18 protein-coding genes are annotated in these 16,252 nt (G+C 48.0%); 6 read left to right on the forward strand and 12 right to left on the reverse strand.

All coding sequences use genetic code 11. The features are described from left to right. Window positions 1-316: 316 nt before the first annotated feature. The 11 genes from FGT79_RS27360 to larE all read right to left on the reverse strand — a co-directional run bounded on the left by FGT79_RS27360 (window position 317) and on the right by larE (window position 8,485). Window positions 317-841 (reverse strand): S1 domain-containing RNA-binding protein, encoded by a 525-nt coding sequence (locus tag FGT79_RS27360; RefSeq protein ID WP_138756021.1) that lies wholly within the window; start codon window positions 839-841, stop codon window positions 317-319. 148 nt (window positions 842-989) lie between these two features. Continuing rightward, window positions 990-1,295 (reverse strand): FtsB family cell division protein, encoded by a 306-nt coding sequence (locus tag FGT79_RS27365; RefSeq protein ID WP_138756022.1) that lies wholly within the window; start codon window positions 1,293-1,295, stop codon window positions 990-992. An 8-nt stretch (window positions 1,296-1,303) separates the two neighbouring features. After that, the gene (gene yabQ, locus FGT79_RS27370) at window positions 1,304-1,912 is read right to left on the reverse strand and encodes a spore cortex biosynthesis protein YabQ (RefSeq protein ID WP_246096658.1); all 609 of its coding nucleotides are present in this window, start codon (window positions 1,910-1,912) and stop codon (window positions 1,304-1,306) included. Then, window positions 1,909-2,199: a sporulation protein YabP gene (gene yabP, locus FGT79_RS27375; RefSeq protein ID WP_138756023.1), complete on the reverse strand. Its 291-nt coding sequence runs from the start codon at window positions 2,197-2,199 to the stop codon at window positions 1,909-1,911. Before yabP ends, yabQ begins: the two co-directional genes overlap by 4 nt. A gap of 166 nt (window positions 2,200-2,365) precedes the next feature. Continuing rightward, on the reverse strand, window positions 2,366-3,109 hold the full coding sequence (locus tag FGT79_RS27380; RefSeq protein WP_138756024.1) for a hypothetical protein: 744 nt from the start codon (window positions 3,107-3,109) through the stop codon (window positions 2,366-2,368). 126 nt (window positions 3,110-3,235) lie between these two features. Then, on the reverse strand, window positions 3,236-3,526 hold the full coding sequence (locus FGT79_RS27385; RefSeq protein WP_138756025.1) for an RNA-binding S4 domain-containing protein: 291 nt from the start codon (window positions 3,524-3,526) through the stop codon (window positions 3,236-3,238). 3 nt (window positions 3,527-3,529) lie between these two features. Next, on the reverse strand, window positions 3,530-3,802 hold the full coding sequence (locus FGT79_RS27390) for an HU family DNA-binding protein (protein ID WP_053373361.1): 273 nt from the start codon (window positions 3,800-3,802) through the stop codon (window positions 3,530-3,532). 173 nt (window positions 3,803-3,975) lie between these two features. Continuing rightward, complete coding sequence (gene yabN / locus FGT79_RS27395; RefSeq protein ID WP_138756026.1) at window positions 3,976-5,466, reverse strand: bifunctional methyltransferase/pyrophosphohydrolase YabN; 1,491 nt, start codon at window positions 5,464-5,466, stop codon at window positions 3,976-3,978. A 580-nt stretch (window positions 5,467-6,046) separates the two neighbouring features. Further along, window positions 6,047-6,952 carry a nickel pincer cofactor biosynthesis protein LarC gene (larC, locus tag FGT79_RS27400; protein ID WP_138756027.1) on the reverse strand — a complete coding sequence of 302 codons (906 nt, stop codon included), beginning with the start codon at window positions 6,950-6,952 and terminating at the stop codon, window positions 6,047-6,049. Between the two features lie 4 nt (window positions 6,953-6,956). Continuing rightward, window positions 6,957-7,655, reverse strand: coding sequence for a nickel pincer cofactor biosynthesis protein LarB (larB, locus tag FGT79_RS27405; protein ID WP_138756028.1), 699 nt, complete (start codon window positions 7,653-7,655; stop codon window positions 6,957-6,959). Then, window positions 7,652-8,485, reverse strand: a complete 834-nt coding sequence (gene larE, locus FGT79_RS27410) for an ATP-dependent sacrificial sulfur transferase LarE (RefSeq protein WP_138756029.1) — start codon at window positions 8,483-8,485, stop codon at window positions 7,652-7,654. The genes larB and larE overlap by 4 nt, the downstream gene beginning before the upstream one ends. Window positions 8,486-8,725: 240 nt before the next feature. On the opposite strand from larE, the gene FGT79_RS27415 reads away from it, so the two are divergent. The 6 genes from FGT79_RS27415 to larC2 are packed head-to-tail and all read left to right on the forward strand — an operon-like array spanning window position 8,726 to window position 14,777. Then, a complete protein-coding gene (locus FGT79_RS27415; RefSeq protein WP_138756030.1) occupies window positions 8,726-9,508 on the forward strand; it encodes an HAD family hydrolase in 783 nt (260 codons plus the stop codon). Between the two features lie 47 nt (window positions 9,509-9,555). Then, the gene (locus FGT79_RS27420; protein WP_212758640.1) at window positions 9,556-10,485 is read left to right on the forward strand and encodes a DUF4432 family protein; all 930 of its coding nucleotides are present in this window, start codon (window positions 9,556-9,558) and stop codon (window positions 10,483-10,485) included. 17 nt (window positions 10,486-10,502) lie between these two features. Further along, complete coding sequence (locus FGT79_RS31665) at window positions 10,503-12,509, forward strand: GSU2086 family protein (protein WP_212758642.1); 2,007 nt, start codon at window positions 10,503-10,505, stop codon at window positions 12,507-12,509. Then, the gene (locus FGT79_RS27430) at window positions 12,493-13,602 is read left to right on the forward strand and encodes a bifunctional heptose 7-phosphate kinase/heptose 1-phosphate adenyltransferase (RefSeq protein ID WP_171056477.1); all 1,110 of its coding nucleotides are present in this window, start codon (window positions 12,493-12,495) and stop codon (window positions 13,600-13,602) included. The genes FGT79_RS31665 and FGT79_RS27430 overlap by 17 nt, the downstream gene beginning before the upstream one ends. After that, window positions 13,592-14,293 carry a D-sedoheptulose-7-phosphate isomerase gene (locus FGT79_RS27435; RefSeq protein WP_246096659.1) on the forward strand — a complete coding sequence of 234 codons (702 nt, stop codon included), beginning with the start codon at window positions 13,592-13,594 and terminating at the stop codon, window positions 14,291-14,293. The genes FGT79_RS27430 and FGT79_RS27435 overlap by 11 nt, the downstream gene beginning before the upstream one ends. After that, complete coding sequence (gene larC2, locus FGT79_RS27440) at window positions 14,286-14,777, forward strand: nickel pincer cofactor biosynthesis protein LarC2 (RefSeq protein WP_138756033.1); 492 nt, start codon at window positions 14,286-14,288, stop codon at window positions 14,775-14,777. Before FGT79_RS27435 ends, larC2 begins: the two co-directional genes overlap by 8 nt. Window positions 14,778-14,876: 99 nt before the next feature. Here the strand turns inward: larC2 and FGT79_RS27445 are convergent, their stop codons facing one another. Continuing rightward, on the reverse strand, window positions 14,877-16,070 hold the full coding sequence (locus FGT79_RS27445; protein WP_171056478.1) for an ROK family transcriptional regulator: 1,194 nt from the start codon (window positions 16,068-16,070) through the stop codon (window positions 14,877-14,879). Window positions 16,071-16,252: the final 182 nt, after the last annotated feature.

A 16,252-nucleotide genomic window follows, 5' to 3' on the forward strand; every position in this document is an offset into this window, starting at 1 on the left:
GAGAAAAGTATTTTTTCAAGCTGAATATAAATGGTTAAACGACATTCACAGTGTAAAACCGTCTTGAAATCAAGCTATAACGCGCATATGCAGGCGTTTTTCCCCGCTTCGACAGCATTCAGGAAGCGCTTCCATCATTAATTGCGGAAAGGGGCCAACACATAAGCAGATATGCCTGAAGGCGCCCTTACTATAGACGTCATCGTTTCAGCGAAATGTATAGAGAGAGGATGAGTAAAATCATATCCCTCCTATACATCAAAAAAAGCAGAACCGATTAGGTTCTGCTCCATGTATAGTGTTATGAGGATCCAGCTTATACTCGCTTGGCACCGCGTCCGCCGCGTTTGCCCTCCGTATTCTTCTTCAAAGAGGAGATGCGCTCTTCGCTGTCTTTCAGGAACCGTGACACTTTATCCTCGAATGACGGTTTACCGTATGCCGGTCTGCCAGCCGATTGCTTGTTGAAGGGACGTCCGCCACCACCGCCGCCGCCACCGCCGCGATTGAAACGTTCGCCACCACCACCACTACCGCCGCCAGTGCTTCCACCGCCGCCTCCGCTATGACGCTCACGTTGTTGTGGCGCTGGTTGGCCTTCCGGCCGGTCAATGGCTTGCTTAATGGAAAGTCCGATCTTTCCGTCTTTGTCCACGTTGATCACTTTAACTTTGACAACATCGTCGATTTTCAGGTGATCCTTCACGTCTTTGACGTAATTATCAGCAATTTCCGAAATGTGAACAAGACCCGTGACACCTCCCGACAAGTCGACAAATGCCCCAAAATGCGTAATGCCTGTCACTTTTCCTTCTAACTTAGCGCCCACTTCAATTGCCATAAAATAAAATGTTCCTCCCTAAAAGTTATGCGAAGCAAAACTGAATTCATAAGCATGTGCTAAAAGTTTTGCGAAAACGCTATTAACGTGATTATAACCGAACCGTTCAAGTAAGGTCAACAGACGTTCACCCGATTCAGAGCCCTATTTAGTCGCTAAAAATTTGCTGAACGCCCTTCTTGACCATACCCTGCTCTTTGGTTGCCAATTGTTCAATATATTCTGGGTCATTTAAACGTTCAACTTGGCGGTTTAGCGCCTCGGTTTCCTTGACTGATGCATTAATCTGCTCTTGAATAGCGTTTAGCTTAATGCCTGTAGCATCCTTCTGCTGCATCTGGCCAAAGATCGTATACGCCGCCCAGCCCATAAATAGCACGATGAACATCATCCAAAGCTTAAACCGGCGCTTCGTGCCAGCATTCCCTGACATCTTATTATCTGCTGTTGCCATGAGCGGTGTTACCTCCTAAACCATTTGCCCCACAATCGAGCGATTTGTTGTCCTATTCTGCCTGCTTTCTCGCTCCATTGCCATTTGGATGCATAATGAGATAGCCAGCGCCCCAGCGGGCGAGTGACTGGTCTTACCATCCAAACAAACAATTTCCAAAAAGGACGGACTAATTGTATCACAATTTTCAATATGAAAATAGTGAACGCAGACCCAAACGCGAAAATAACCAACAGTACTTTGTAGAACAGCTTCAAAGGCTTTACGACAAGAATATCCAAGCATTTGAGCACAAAGTTGATCAGCTTCCTCACAGCTCCGATCAGCCATTTGACGACCGCGATGACAACTCTGCTGAGCAGGAAATAATAGATGATGATGCCGATAGCCAGTCCGATAAAAACATACGCCCGCACCTCGCCGTTGTTGCTGGCGTACAACACCCGAAAAACGACTAGCGCTGCTGCCGTCCAATACATCACGTCAAGCACCGGAAGCCACCAGCGCGGGAATTTCAGTTCATTCGTCACGACCCGATAGCCGTCGAATACCGTTCCCATGCCAAGGCCCGACAGCAGCATGACTGCCATCGTCAACCACTGCATACTGAGCGTCACTTGAATAGCTTCCCGAACAGTCCTTTGGATTTGGATGCCGTATTGCTGCCGTCCATATAGGCGAGTGAATGGACAAGCCCCTCAATTGCCACCATTCCCTGTTCCAAGCTTAGATGCTTCATATGCAAATTTTGGCCCTTTACCGCCAGGAAGCCAAGCTCTGTCTCCAGTAAAAACTCTTCGCTGTCGAAGCTCTCTACTTTTACAACACCCGTAAGCTCGAGCAGCTTGCGATTCATCAATTTCACTTCCTGACGCTTCTGCACCACCTTGCCTTGGTCAACCATAGACTCGTCCTCCGCTCCATTAGCATGTCTAGGCGCAACGGCTATCGCCGGCCAATGGCGGCACAGTATCCGTTTCGCACAATCAACATAAGCCGGTACAAGCAGTACGCTTGCGCTCTCTTATTATGTTAAGACTAGCTTATGGGGCAAAGGCTGGATTTAGAACCTACAATGCTTGTTTGATAGCTTCCTGCTCCTGGCTTACTCTCTCGGTGTTCACTTGCAGGAATACGAGCAGCAGCACAACTGTTGCCAACTGAAAAAACCAATTGAAGAACATATCGAATATTGTAGCCGTAATCCATGATTGGCTCACTAAGAGAGTGAATATTATGCCTTGAATAATGACAAACACGATTGCCATCGCATAACCAGCAAGCCCATAGCCAATAAATTTGAAATAACGCTTGCGCGCGAATTCCCGGCTAATCGTCATAGGATTCACTCGACTAGTATCAAACAGAGCAACCACAATAGGCAGCAGAAGCAGCCATACCGCGAACAGGACACCTGGAACAACAAACACGAAAATGCCCGCCAATATGACTGCGCCCTGCAAGAAATTGTAGACGATCATGCGCGGCCATTTTTTCAGACCCCATAAGAGTGATTGCTTGAAGCTTGATTCCGCTCCTGCCACTCTGCCTAGTATGTAGTGAACAACCATTGGGGTAATCGAGCTTAAGAAAAGGAGGTCTACAATCGTATCCATTTTCCCATCAGGAAAAAAGATTCCGCTATGATCAGGCTCAAAAAAATAATAGTTTTTGATTGCCTCAATCGGTATAGACACTATGGCTACAATTAACAAAATCGGCCAACTGTTCTTGAAAAAGAGAGCAAAAGCATGTCCTAGCAAAGAAAAACCCTTCCGCCGATATTCGGGAACGGTTAGCTGCATATGATTCATCGAATAGTCCTCCGAATATGTAAACCCATTTCATCCTGTTGAAACAGATTATTTTATTTTGTTTGCATTTATGTGCCTACAAAAAAAGGCTGCATACAAGTTATATGCTTGTATGCAGCCTCGTTGTTATTTCGATTGTTCCCAGTCGAGCGTATTCTCGCGCTGGCGTTGTTCTTCTTTCAACAAGGTATAAAGCTCACCGGCTTCATCCTTACGGGTCGTCTCCGCAGTTCGCTCGATGCGTACAGTTACGATTTTCTGGCCGTATTGGATTTGGAGCTCGTCCCCGGCTTTGACGGCACTACTCGCTTTCGCTTCGCGGCCATTGATCCATACGCGACCTTGCTCGGATACATCCTTCGCAACGGTACGACGCTTGATCAACCGGGATACCTTAAGAAATTTATCTAATCGCATAAACTATTGGATAGCTTCTTTCAATTTGTTGCCTGCTTTGAATGCAGGAACTTTTGCTTCTGAGATTTCGATTGGAGCGCCTGTTTGCGGGTTGCGTCCAGTGCGTCCAGCACGTTTGCGAGTTTCGAAAGTACCGAAGCCGATCAATTGTACTTTGTCTCCGCCTGCAAGTGCATCCGTTACTTCGCCCAAGAAACCGTTAAGTACAGCTTCTACGTCACGTTTAGTCAAACCGCTTTTTTCTGCAATGTTGTTGATCAAGTCTGTTTTGTTCATTATAAAATCCTCCTAATTGATAACCATTATTTGTGGTCGACGCTTGATGCGCCGCCGTTGCTTCCCATTTTTGCTCTCTCGAAGAATACTTATTCTGCCTGCCTGTAAATAAATCCTGCCGCTGCTTGAAATTTTTTTGCGAATGGTGCCGAAAAAAGGCGATTCATGAGAAATCAAAGCGATGATTGACGCTTAGCCTCTTCCCATAAACGATCCATTTCTGTTAAATCAGTCTGGTCAAATTGCTTGCCGCTTATACGAAGCTGTTCCTCAATATATGCGAATCTACTGCGGAATTTCTTATTCGTACGGGCAAGCGCCTCTTCCGGATCAGCATGGATAAAGCGCGAGGCATTGACGACGGCAAACAGCAAATCGCCAAGCTCTGAGGCTTGCTCATCTTCTGATTGCGTTGCAATCGCTTCACGAAGCTCAGCAAGCTCCTCTTCAATCTTACCGAGGACAGGACCAAGCTCGTCCCAATCAAAGCCTACCTTGGCTGCCTTTTTTTGAAGCTTGTAAGCTTTCATCAAAGCGGGCAGGTCAGACGGGATACCATCTAGTATCGATACGCGGTTCGTATCGGTTCCTTTCAGGCGCTTCTCTTCGGCTTTCCGTTGCTCCCAATTGGCTAGCGCTTCCTGAGAATCGCTGGCGTCTTGCTCACCAAAAACATGCGGATGGCGGAAAATAAGTTTCTCGTTAAGTGATTGTATCACATCATAGACCGAAAATGCGCCCGTCTCTTCTTCCATTTGGCTGTGAAGCATCACTTGAAGGATGACGTCGCCGAATTCCTCCTGCATGCCATCTGGATCATCGTTGTCAATTGCTTCGAGCGCTTCATACAGCTCTTCAATGAAATTTTTGCGAATGGACTGATGCGTTTGCTCGATGTCCCAAGGGCAGCCATCCGGACTGCGTAAGATAGCTACAATCTCATGCAGTCGCTCGAAGGACCGATTGCGAAGCGATGGATCGTCTGAGCGCGGCACCCAGATGAGCGAAAGATTGCCGTAGCCTGGCGTGCGATCCAACTCGTACAGCGGCACGCGAAGGATTTGCTGCTCAGCGGGCACCCCCAGCGCATGACCGACAACCACTTCATAATCGTCTGGGTATCTTTCCATCAGCGCCAGCTTGACGTCCGATGCCGTGTACGTATCATACACTTGTCCGATCAGCGTGTGAAGCTGCGGCTGTAGCAGCGAAGGCTGCAGCTCAGCCGCATCCAGCAGGGCAAAGCCTTCGATAGGGTCTATGCCCAGACTGACGAATGCTTGGTCAAGGAAGCTCTCGCCTCCAATAATTTGCAGCTCAATGCCTTCTGCAAGACATTGCTCGCGGAGCAGCTGGACCGTACGCTCGGCAACCATAGGGTGACCTGGCACCGCATAAATAATAGGCGTTGCGCTGTTTTTCGCTTCAGCTGTAAGCGTTTCTGCGATTGCCTTATACACGTCTGGAAAGGAATCATGCTGCTCATAAAGCGCATCGAATGACGTATACGCAATGTCATTCTCTTGCAGCAATGACATCGCTGGGTGCTGCTCTGTGCGTACAAATACTCGCTCTGCAGCAAGCAGTCTGCGCCAGACACCGAGTGTCAATTGCTCCGGATCGCCTGAGCCGAGCCCGACGATCGTAAGTTGTGGTGTGGACATAATCACGAATCCTCCTTAGAGATCATTTGATATACTGCTTCCAGCTTTATGGGAAGGGTTCATCGCCAGGCGCAAGCCTCGAATGAATCAAATCTGTTGGCATAACAGACATTATTCAGCAAGCATTCAAATGAAGCCAAACATATGTCATTCGACTCACCGTAATCATAAAAACAATGGTCGATTTCAAGCTGTAAAAAGTAATCATGAACCAATTTAATCAAAATTTCAATAACGCAGATTAAATTTTTTTCATGAAGGATTGGTACTTGATGAGATGAACTGAAGGGCTATAAAAAGATAATTAGCAAATATAGAACGACATACGTAGATCAAATGGATTGAATAACAGAATGGGAAGAGATAGATTTGTTGTTTATTTTACCCTAAGTCTTCCCGAAAATGACACAGGGAACCTTGTGTTAAGTAAAGAATCATTGGACGACGTGAGCCTGGGTAAATGATCTCCTTTATAGTAGGTGATTAATTACGACAAATAGGGAGTCTTTAGACGAATTAATCCGTCTAAAGGCTCCCTATTGGTTTCATGAATGTTTTCTTTAGGATTAAAGTGCATGATTTATTGAGATTCAGTATCATGGTGATGATCTTGAGGGTGGGCATGAGAGTGAGACTCTGAATGAGAATGGCTGTGTTCATGATGATTATGGTTTTCATGAGCATGTTGATGCGAATGACTGTGTTCATGGTGCCCATGAGCCTGTTGATGTGAATGAGGAGTGACTCCAGAAAATGGTTCCCGGTTTCCAACAATGGCACGCAGCACATTAGGGCGCTCTGACAAGTCTCTAGTACCTGCGCCATAACCAATGGACGTAACCGTCATGCTAGGAAGCGACACATGGAATTCATCCACGAGTGCACTGACGATGCCAGCTCCCGTTGGTGTCGTCAGCTCTTTCTGAATGGGCAAGGATGCAAGGGGTATGCCCTTCAATATCTCTAGTGTAGCAGGGGCTGGAACGGGATAAATGCCATGTGCGCAGACAACAGTCCCATAGCCGAGCGGTACGGGGGAGCACCAAATAGAGTCTATCTGCAGCGACTCTAACGCCAATGCGACACCAACTGTATCTACAATTGAATCGACGGCGCCTACCTCGTGGAAATGGACCTTCTCTAAGGGAAGGCCATGAATTTTCCCTTCTGCAATAGCGATTCGTTCAAATATGGCCAGACTTCTGGCAGTGACACGTTCAGGAAGGTTGGCATCACGAATCATCTGTATGATGTCACTGTAATGCGAATGCTGAGCAGGTGAAGAATGGGGATCAACCTGGACATCGGCTTTAATGGCGGAGATACCCTTTTTGTTGACGCGATTCCATGATAGCGAGAAAGGTGAGACGGAAAGCTTCGCAAGTTCAGTTTCGATGTAATTGGAATCGGCGCCCGCGTCGACAAGAGCTCCTAGTGTCATATCGCCGCTAATGCCGGCTATGCAATCTAAGTAAATGATTTTCATGAGGTTAGTTCTCCCTTCGTATTTGCCTGTGAATGGATGCGGCTGCGTAAGCTGCGCCAAATCCATTATCGATATTGACGACAGTGACGCCAGGGGCGCAGCCATTCAACATGGCTCCCATCGCGATTAACCCGTTTAGACCGGTGCCATAGCCCACGCTTGTAGGGACAGCGATCAATGGCTTGGCCACCAATCCGCCGAGTACACTCGGCAGCGCACCTTCCATGCCAGCAATGGCGATAACGACATCGGCTTCCTGAATCACATGAAGTCGGGCGAAGAGGCGGTGTATGCCTGCGACCCCAACATCGGAAATTCGCTCCACGCGGCTTCCCATCATCTCGAGTGTAATGGCCGCTTCTTCGGCTACCCGCAGATCGGAGGTGCCTGCGCAGACGACTGCAATATAGCCATTGCGATCCGCAGGTGGTACATTTCCGAATCCAGTTAGCGCATGAGCGTCCACATGGTGAATAAGTCCTGGCACGCGGGAAGTCACAAGCTCTGCTTTCCCAGAGTCTACCCGCGTTATTAGCAGTCTTGAGGCATGTTCCCTCATCGTTTCGGCAATTCCAATCAGTTGCTCGGCAGACTTGTTCTCCCCGTAAATAACTTCAGGAAATCCGAGGCGCCGTTCTCTATCTATATCTAAGTTGGCATACTTCGCAACCTGAACATCTTCGTATCCTTTGTCAGCCATCATATTCTCCTCACAGGGAGGGTTTCATTCATGCTCCCAGTCCGATAGCCTTGCAGGTCTAAGGTTACATACTTGAATCCATAACTGCGCAAAGCGGCGGTGATTGAGTCATGATGGTCTATGGCTTTCATCATGTCCTGTGGCATCAATTCCAGGCGGGCAATCTCACCGTGATGCCTGACCCTTACCTGATAAAATCCGAGATCAAGCAAGTATTGCTCCGACTTGTCTAATTGATTAATCATCTCAAGTTCGATTGGAGTCCCGTATGGAATTCGTGAAGATAGACAGGCGAAGGAGGGCTTGTTCCATGTAGGTAAATTCAACTCCTTGGACAAGGTGCGAATGTCTTCTTTAGTCATGCCGGCTTCTACAAGCAGGCTGCGGACGCCTTCTTCTGATTTGGCCGCTAAGCCCGGTCGATAGTCACCGAGGTCGTCTATGTTGGTTCCATCCAGGATATAAGGTAGAGCATGCTCCGCAGCCAGTCGTCTCAGGTGTGCGTACAAGCCTTTTTTACAATGGTAGCAGCGGTCGGGTGCGTTGGCCACAAACTGTTCATTATCAAGCTCGGAGATTTCAGTCAACAAATGAGGAACGTTCATATCGGAAGCCAATTTCACAGCGGCGTCGAATTCACGGCTCGGGAAGGTTTCGGAAGCGGCTGTAACCGCGGTCGCGTGCAGGCCTAGCTCTTGCTGAGCCCGTCTTAATAAAAAAGTGCTATCAACACCTCCAGAGAAGGCAATTAAAGCACTGCCAAGAGAACGAAGTAATGAGCCGAGTGCGGCATCTTTCTCCTCCAACGTTAACGTTGTAATATGGTTAGTCATAACGATCCTCCCAGTCATAACACGAATGTACAAGTAAAATTTTAATGAATAAACTAATGCACGGATCGCTTAGGTAGTACATCATCCGGCTTACTCAGAGTATAAATTATACTTCGGTATATGTAAATAACTTATTAAATAAGAAAAGTCTTTTATTTTCCCCTCTATGCTGTTAGTATATGCGTATGAAAACATCATATTAATAATAAATCTTATTCATTAAGAAAAGGCGGGATTTACATGGCGGCAATTAAAGCAGTGGTATTCGATTTCGATGGAACCGTGTCCACTCTTCGTGCGGGTTGGGAAGAGATCATGCGACCATTCATGTATGAGTCAATTGTTGGTAACAGCAAGCTGAGTGAAGAACAAGTGGAGGCGTTGGTTCGGGAGATCGATGAGTATATTGATCAGTCGACAGGTATTCAAACGGTTTATCAGATGCGCTGGCTTACAGCTACGGTTAAGGAAAAGGCGTGGAATAACCTTGTATTGGACGAATGGGAATATAAAGCGATCTATAACGAACGGTTGCTGGAGCGAGTTGAACAACGAATTAAGCTGCTAAGCGAAGGGAAATTGAAGGCGGAAGACTATCTAATCAAAGGGGCTGTCGCTTTTATTCAGGAGCTGCATAGTCGTGGTATTGAAATGTATGTGGCGAGCGGAACGGATCATCCCGATGTCGTTCGTGAGGCCGAGGTACTTGGTATTGCTCCTTATATAACGGAAATAGCCGGCGCCCCAGTAGGAAAGGCAGAGTGCTCTAAGGAGAAGGTATTACAGGATCTTATTCGGGACAAAGGGCTCTCGGGACAGGAATTGGCAGTAATTGGTGACGGCAAGGTAGAGATCGCTCTTGGAAAAGAAGCCGGAGGCATCTCACTCGGACTGGCGAGTGACGAGGAAAAAAGAGAGGGACTGAACACGGTCAAACAGAAGCGTTTAGAGGCAGCTGGCGCCGATTGGATCTCGGGGGACTTCGGCAACCGGGGCGAGTGGCTCGCGCAATTGGGTCTGTAACCATGTCTTCCTATTACAAACGTTATCGCAATCACGGCTGTCGCGTGATGGATGATCTGCAATACAAGGGGTATCGCAGCATTCTATTGGAGAATGACCTGATACAAATTATTTTGTTGTTGGATAGAGGCGGAGAACCCGTCCGTTGGCTTCACAAGCCAAGCGATACTGATTTTATCTGGCATACACGAATGGGTCTGCTACCGCAGCACGCCTTATATCCTGACTATCAAATGACTTATATGGGTGGTTGGCAGGAGATGCTCCCGGAAGTGAGCCAGACACATGTCTACCGAGGTACAACGGTACATAGGGGCGAATCGGCTATTACACCTTGGGATTACGAGTTAATTCGGGAGGATGAGGAGGAGCTTCGAGTACGTCTGAGCAATCGTCTCCGTTCTTTACCCCTTAAGGTAGAAAAAACATTCATTCTAAGGCGTGGTGAAACAATCGTACGTTTGGAAGAAACGGTCATCAACGAGTCGCCGAAACCATTGGAATTCAATTGGGGCCATCATCTGGCCTTCGGAGCACCGTTCCTCAATGAGTATTCGACGATCGAGTTCGCACACGGTTCAGCGGTAGTCAATATGGAGACGGATGAGCGAAGCGAATGGCCATGGATGCCCGGGTCAGATGACCAGGTTAACCTCTCTTTCTTGGCAGCACCTGGAACCTCGAGACCACTGCTTGCAGTTGAATGTACAACAGGAAACTATCGCCTGAACGGCAGCTCTAAAGGGTTAGCGCTATCCGTTAGCTGGAATGCGGCGATATGGCCATACACATGGTATTGGCAGAACTTTGCGGCCGACTCAGACGCTCCATTCTTCGGATGCGAGTACAATATTGGGCTGGAGCCGTTCAATGTACCGCCGAAGTGGACCTTGGCTGAAGCCGCTGCCCGAGGAGCGGCCTTGAAGCTTGACTCCTACGGGAGCTTGTCTGCTTGGCTAACGATTGAAGTCATTTGAAGCGGAGGTGTAAGACAATGAAACGTCATGGACAGCTGTCTTTCGATGGGATAAAAACGAGTTCTGTGTTTGGGAGACGCAATTTGGTTACGATCCGCAATATGGCGCAGCCTCATGCGGACACTCCAGAGGCATGGCCACAAATGCCAACAGAACAAGAGGCATTTGGTCAACTAATAGATCACATTATCGAGGCGAGATTGGCTGGCAAACCTGTCATATGGTCCATGGGCGCACATGTGATTAAAAATGGCATGTCTCGCTATGTAATTGAAATGGTGCGACACGGCATTATCACTCATGTTTCGGGTAACGGAGCAACGAGTATTCACGACTTTGAATTGGCTTTTTTGGGCGAGACGTCTGAAGACGTAGCTACTGCCATTGAAGACGGTTCTTTCGGGATGTGGGAAGAGACAGGGCGTTATATGAATGAAGCGATTCAACAAGGGGTCATTGAAAACTTGGGGTATGGGGAGAGTTTGTACCATTACTTGAATCGCTATCCAGAGCGATTTCCTCACTATGAGGATTGTGTATTTGCGCAATGCCAGCGTTTTGGTGTTCCGTACACCTGCCATATTTCCATCGGCACAGATATTATTCACCAGCATCCAATCGTCGATTTCCAAGCGCTGGGTCAGACCAGCGGCAAGGACTTTGACACGATGTGCCAATCGGTAGCGGAGATGGAAAGTGGCGGTGTCTTTCTGAACTTTGGTTCAGCCATATCAGGTCCGGAGATTTTCCTTAAGGCAGCCAGTATCTGCCGCAATGAAGGGCTGCCTATGTCATCGATCGTAGCAGCGAACTTCGATATCGTCCCGGTATACGCAGATCATGTACCAGAGACAACTGTCTCCGAATATTACTACCGTCCGCGGCGTAATTTCATCGATCGACTCGGTCAAATTGGCGGCAAGGGTTATCTGTTCCACGGCTTGCATCAAGTAACGATTCCTCAATTATTCCATCGTATTCTGGAGCGCAAGCGGGAGCTGGGAGCCGTATTTCCTCCCTACAAGCGTATGGAACGATTGTCACACGACAACCGGATACTGTATCCAATTGCAGAGCGGCGTGGTGCCCTAACGGTTGAGATGTTGAAGAAACAATTGCCATACAGGGAGTTCAACTGGCTCGGCAGCCGTGAGGATAAATTCGATAGGCTCATCACTCGTATCCAGGAGGCCCGCACTAACAGAAGCCATGTCATCCTATCGCTTGGCGGCAATGTGATTGGAAGCGGCGTGTCACCTGATCTAATTGCTTTGATCGAGCAAGGGTTCGTTACTCATTTGGCACTTAATGGAGCTGGAGCTTTTCAAGATTTGGAATTGGCCGCTTTCGGTCAGACAGAAGAGCTTGATTCTGGTGCTCTGGCAAACGGCAGGCTCGGCATGTGGAAAGAGCCAGGAGAGCTTCTTCACCTCGCGTTGGAGGAAGGATATCACAAAGGGCTGGGCTATGGAGAAAGCTTGATCGATCATATGAATCAACATCCGGAGCTGTATCCATTCTCATCATTTAGCTTGCTGAATGCCTGTGGTCGGAAAGGGATTCCTTGTACCGTACACATTACACTCGGTACGGATAACATTCATCAGCATCCGGATGTCAATTTTGCCATACAAGGCGGCACAAGCGGCCGAGACTTTCAAATATACGCGAGCACGGTAACTCATCTAGAAGGGGGCGTATACGCAAACTTCGGTTCAACAGTCACAGGGCCCGAGGTGTTTCTGAAGGCTTTGTCTATTGCCCGCAACTTAGGACATACGGTAAGCAAAATTACAACGGCTAACTTCGATATTGTTAAACTGGGCGACTATCACCGAAAGGTGGGTTATGAGGACTGGGATTATTACTATCGCCCCCGCAAAAATATTATTCATCGTCCAACAAGTCTTGGCGGAGAGGGATTTCATTTCGAAGGTTTGCATGACCAGACGATTCCGGCTATTCGGTATGCTTTGGAAAATGGCGAGGACAGAGGGAGATCAGAACATGGAATTAGTGAATAAGCCAGATAAACTATCAGAGCAATTCATTATGCATCGTGCGGAGGAAATGACCAAGTCGCGACTTGAGCAATTATTAAGTGGATTTGGTTCGCTGCGCGCTGGCGTAATCGGTGATGTCGGTCTTGACGCTTATTGGGTGGCGGACCTCACTCACAGCACGTTGTCGCGTGAAACACCTCATTATACGTTGCCCATTGTTGAAGAACGGTACTCGCCTGGCGCAGCTGGCAACGTAGCGGCGAATCTGGTAGCTTTGGGCTGCGGGAAGGTGATGATCTGCTCGGTTGTTGGAAATGACTGGCGAGGTGAATTGTTGGAGGAGCTGTTGCAAACTCGAGGCATCGATACGTCTTATTTACTGTCAGATCTGAAATGGAATACACCAGCTTACTGTAAAACAATCCGAACAGGCTTGCAGGGTGTGCAGCAAGAGGACGCCAGGCTAGATTTTCAAAATTTCATACCACTGCCTGAAGTGCTTGCGGAGAAGCTTGGCGAAAAACTGGACCAAATGGCCGCACAGTGCGATATTATAGCCGTCACCGACCAATTGCCGTTTGGTGTTATTGGGGATGGAATTCGCAGCAAGCTGACATACTGGGCTTCGAAAGGCAAAATCATAATAGTGGATAGCCGCGAAAGAATAGGAAAGTATCGCGGAGTTATCGTGAAGCCGAATGAGGTCGAAGCAAGCTATTGGTTTAACGAAGACCCGATGTCCAAGACTCTTGGAGAATGGGCGGCTACGGCTCAGCGCTTGGCTGGAGAAGTACAAGGTGTATGCTGCATGACGCTTGGCTCGGAAGGGGCGATCTGGGTAGAGGGGGAAAAGTGCGTATACGTACCTACACGTAAGGTTGAACCTCCACTTGATATTGTTGGAGCTGGAGATGCGTTCGCTGCGGCGACACTATGTACACTTGGTGCCGGTGGGTCAGGGAGTGAGGCGGCTACTCTGGCAAATTATGCATCCTCCGTCGTTATTCGTAAGATCGGAACGACGGGTACGGCCTCCCCAGAAGAAATCAGGGCGGCAATGTCTGGAAGTATAACCCAAATTGCTAAAGAGAGGGGAGATCGAAATGCTCTCTAATCCGTTGATTGATCGTTGGATGCTGGAGTTAATAACCAAGTACCCCGATTTGTCGAGTTGCAAGGAGGATATCGTAGCAGCTTATCATTGTCTTTCGAAGGCCTTTCGCTCCGAGGGTAAGCTGCTGGTTTGCGGGAATGGCGGGAGCGCGGCTGACAGCGATCATATTGTAGGGGAGTTAATGAAGGGATTTATGTCAAAAAGACCGTTATCTGCGGATCGGCGAGGCTTGCTTGAATCTGTATTTAAGGAAGACGGTACCTATCTCGCTGAGCATCTGCAGGGAGGGCTGCCAGCAATCTCGCTCGTCAGCCATTCCGCTCTCATGACGGCTTATTCTAATGATGTCGCGGCAGATATGGTGTTTGCCCAACAGGTCTATGGACTTGCGAAGCCGGAGGACGTGTTAATGGCTATCAGTACGTCAGGGAATTCCGACAATGTCGTTCGCGCCGTTCAGGTTGCCCATGCGCTTGGGGTTCCGACTATTGGACTGACTGGAAACGTAGGAGGTCGCTTAGCTGATCTGTGCACAGTTACCATTCGGGTTCCTTGGGATAGGACTCCCGACATTCAAGAGCGTCATCTTCCCATCTATCACATCTTGTGTATGATGGTTGAACAGGAATTTTTCGACGATCAAAAGGAATTAGTGGAAGTAGAACTAACCGAGGGGGAAGGTTATGTTTGAAGAGCATAAGCTTGAGCATAAACAATCCGGAATGGTTATGCTCCAGACGAATATTGACGACATGAACCCTGAGTTCTGTCCCTATGTGAGCGAACGGCTGCTCTCGGCAGGCGCTCATGACGTATTCTGGATTCCTATTCTAATGAAGAAAGGACGTCCGGGGTTCTTGTTGAATGTACTAACGCATACCAAATATCTGGATGCAATGGAGACGATTATCTTTGAAGAAACAACTACACTGGGCATGCGGTACGTTTGGACAGAATGCAAACGCCTCGAACGTCATTCGGTTGAGGTAGCGACGGCCTGGGGTATAATCCGAGTCAAGGTTGGCGTCATGGGCGGGAAAACCGTACAATTTGCTCCCGAATATGCAGATTGCGAAGCAGCGGCGAAATCGTATACTGTCCCCTTAAAAATGGTATATGAAGCAGCCAAAAGAGGTTATCACGATTTGCATCCATTGCCGCCGCGTTCTCCATAACTGTCGAATGAATAGAGACTCCCTCCGCTCGGCTGACCGGCTAGGTGGCAACAGAAGAACCCAACAACGGATCGGGAGCTTTCGAGAAGAGGAGTAAGCTTACTCCTCCTTAACGCTTTCAAGAGACAACATCTGTAAGGGCGAAGTTAGCAGTTGTTCGAATACGAGTGCAACTGCCCCTTTGGCATTCTGGGAAGAACCAAATGTGGCGTGTTCAATTCTGAGCTTACTCCTAACAAAAGGATAAATACGCTCCTTGACGCGAGCTCCTATCTCATCCATATACATGGCGAGATAGGGGTATAGCCTTCCGCCCAGAACAATAATCTCCGGGTCATATACATTAAACAGAGTCGTTAATGCGGATTCGAGATCACTGATTGTATCCTTAAGACATTGGACTGCATGCGGGTCTTCTTGGTGAACGGCATGGAAGAAATCATCGATCGAATCACCGGCCGACCAGCGTCGCAAAATGCCGGGAATGGACCCGACCGTCTCCCAACAGCCTCTATTGCCGCAATCGCACAATAGACCATTGGGGATGAGCGTAATATGGCCAACCTGACCATATAGTCCGTTTGCCCCTTCGACCAGCTCGCCTTTCGTGATGACGCCGCCTCCGATGCCCATGCCCATTGTAATAAACAGCGAATTCTGCACATTTCGTCCAAGACCGTACCATCGTTCGGCCAAAGCAGATGCTCGGGCATCGTCCTCAACAAAAACGCGCAGGCCGAATTTTTCCTCTAATACGGAAATAATCGGGAAGTTCTCCCAACCCGGGAAATTAGGCGCGATGCGCAGCTTTCCTGCTTTACGATCTATCGGGCCAGGAATGCTGACGCCTAATCCGATGACCGACATTCCCTTTGCGGAGGCGTGAGCAACCATATTTTGAACAATCGGAGCAATTAAGTCTAAAATTTTCACAGGTTGATGGATGCCTACGGTATTCCCTTCTACGGATTTAATCACTTGTCCAGCCAAGTCTGTAAGGATAATCTCGTATGAGGTTCTACTGATATCGATGCCGATGATCATGAAGTTTTCGGTATTATACTTCAGCATCATACGTTTGCGTCCAATTGCACTAGAAGAAGTGGCGTACTCCCGTATTAATCCCAATTGGATAAGCACCTGCGTAAGATTGGTAACGGTACCAGAGGTTAACTTGGTCAAGGTGACCAGCTCCACTCTAGATATACTTTCATGCTCCCATATTTGCTGCAAAAGCACAGACATATTATCTTGTTTAATTTTTTGGAGATAAATTGGTTGCTCGATTGTCATGGTCATGTTCCTTTTACTTTATTATTAAGTTTATTATAAATGAATACTGCTTACTGTGCAAAGAACCTGCCACACCGTATAACAAAGGGACGGAATGTCATAAAAAGTCTTTACGTTCTTTCAGTGCTTCGCGGATTATCTTTGTACTCGGTACCCTGAAAGAAACATCTGCATTGTGAATA

Origin of the sequence: Paenibacillus sinopodophylli (assembly GCF_005930355.1) — a bacterium.
GTDB classification, from domain to species: Bacteria; Bacillota; Bacilli; order Paenibacillales; family Paenibacillaceae; genus Pristimantibacillus; species Pristimantibacillus sinopodophylli.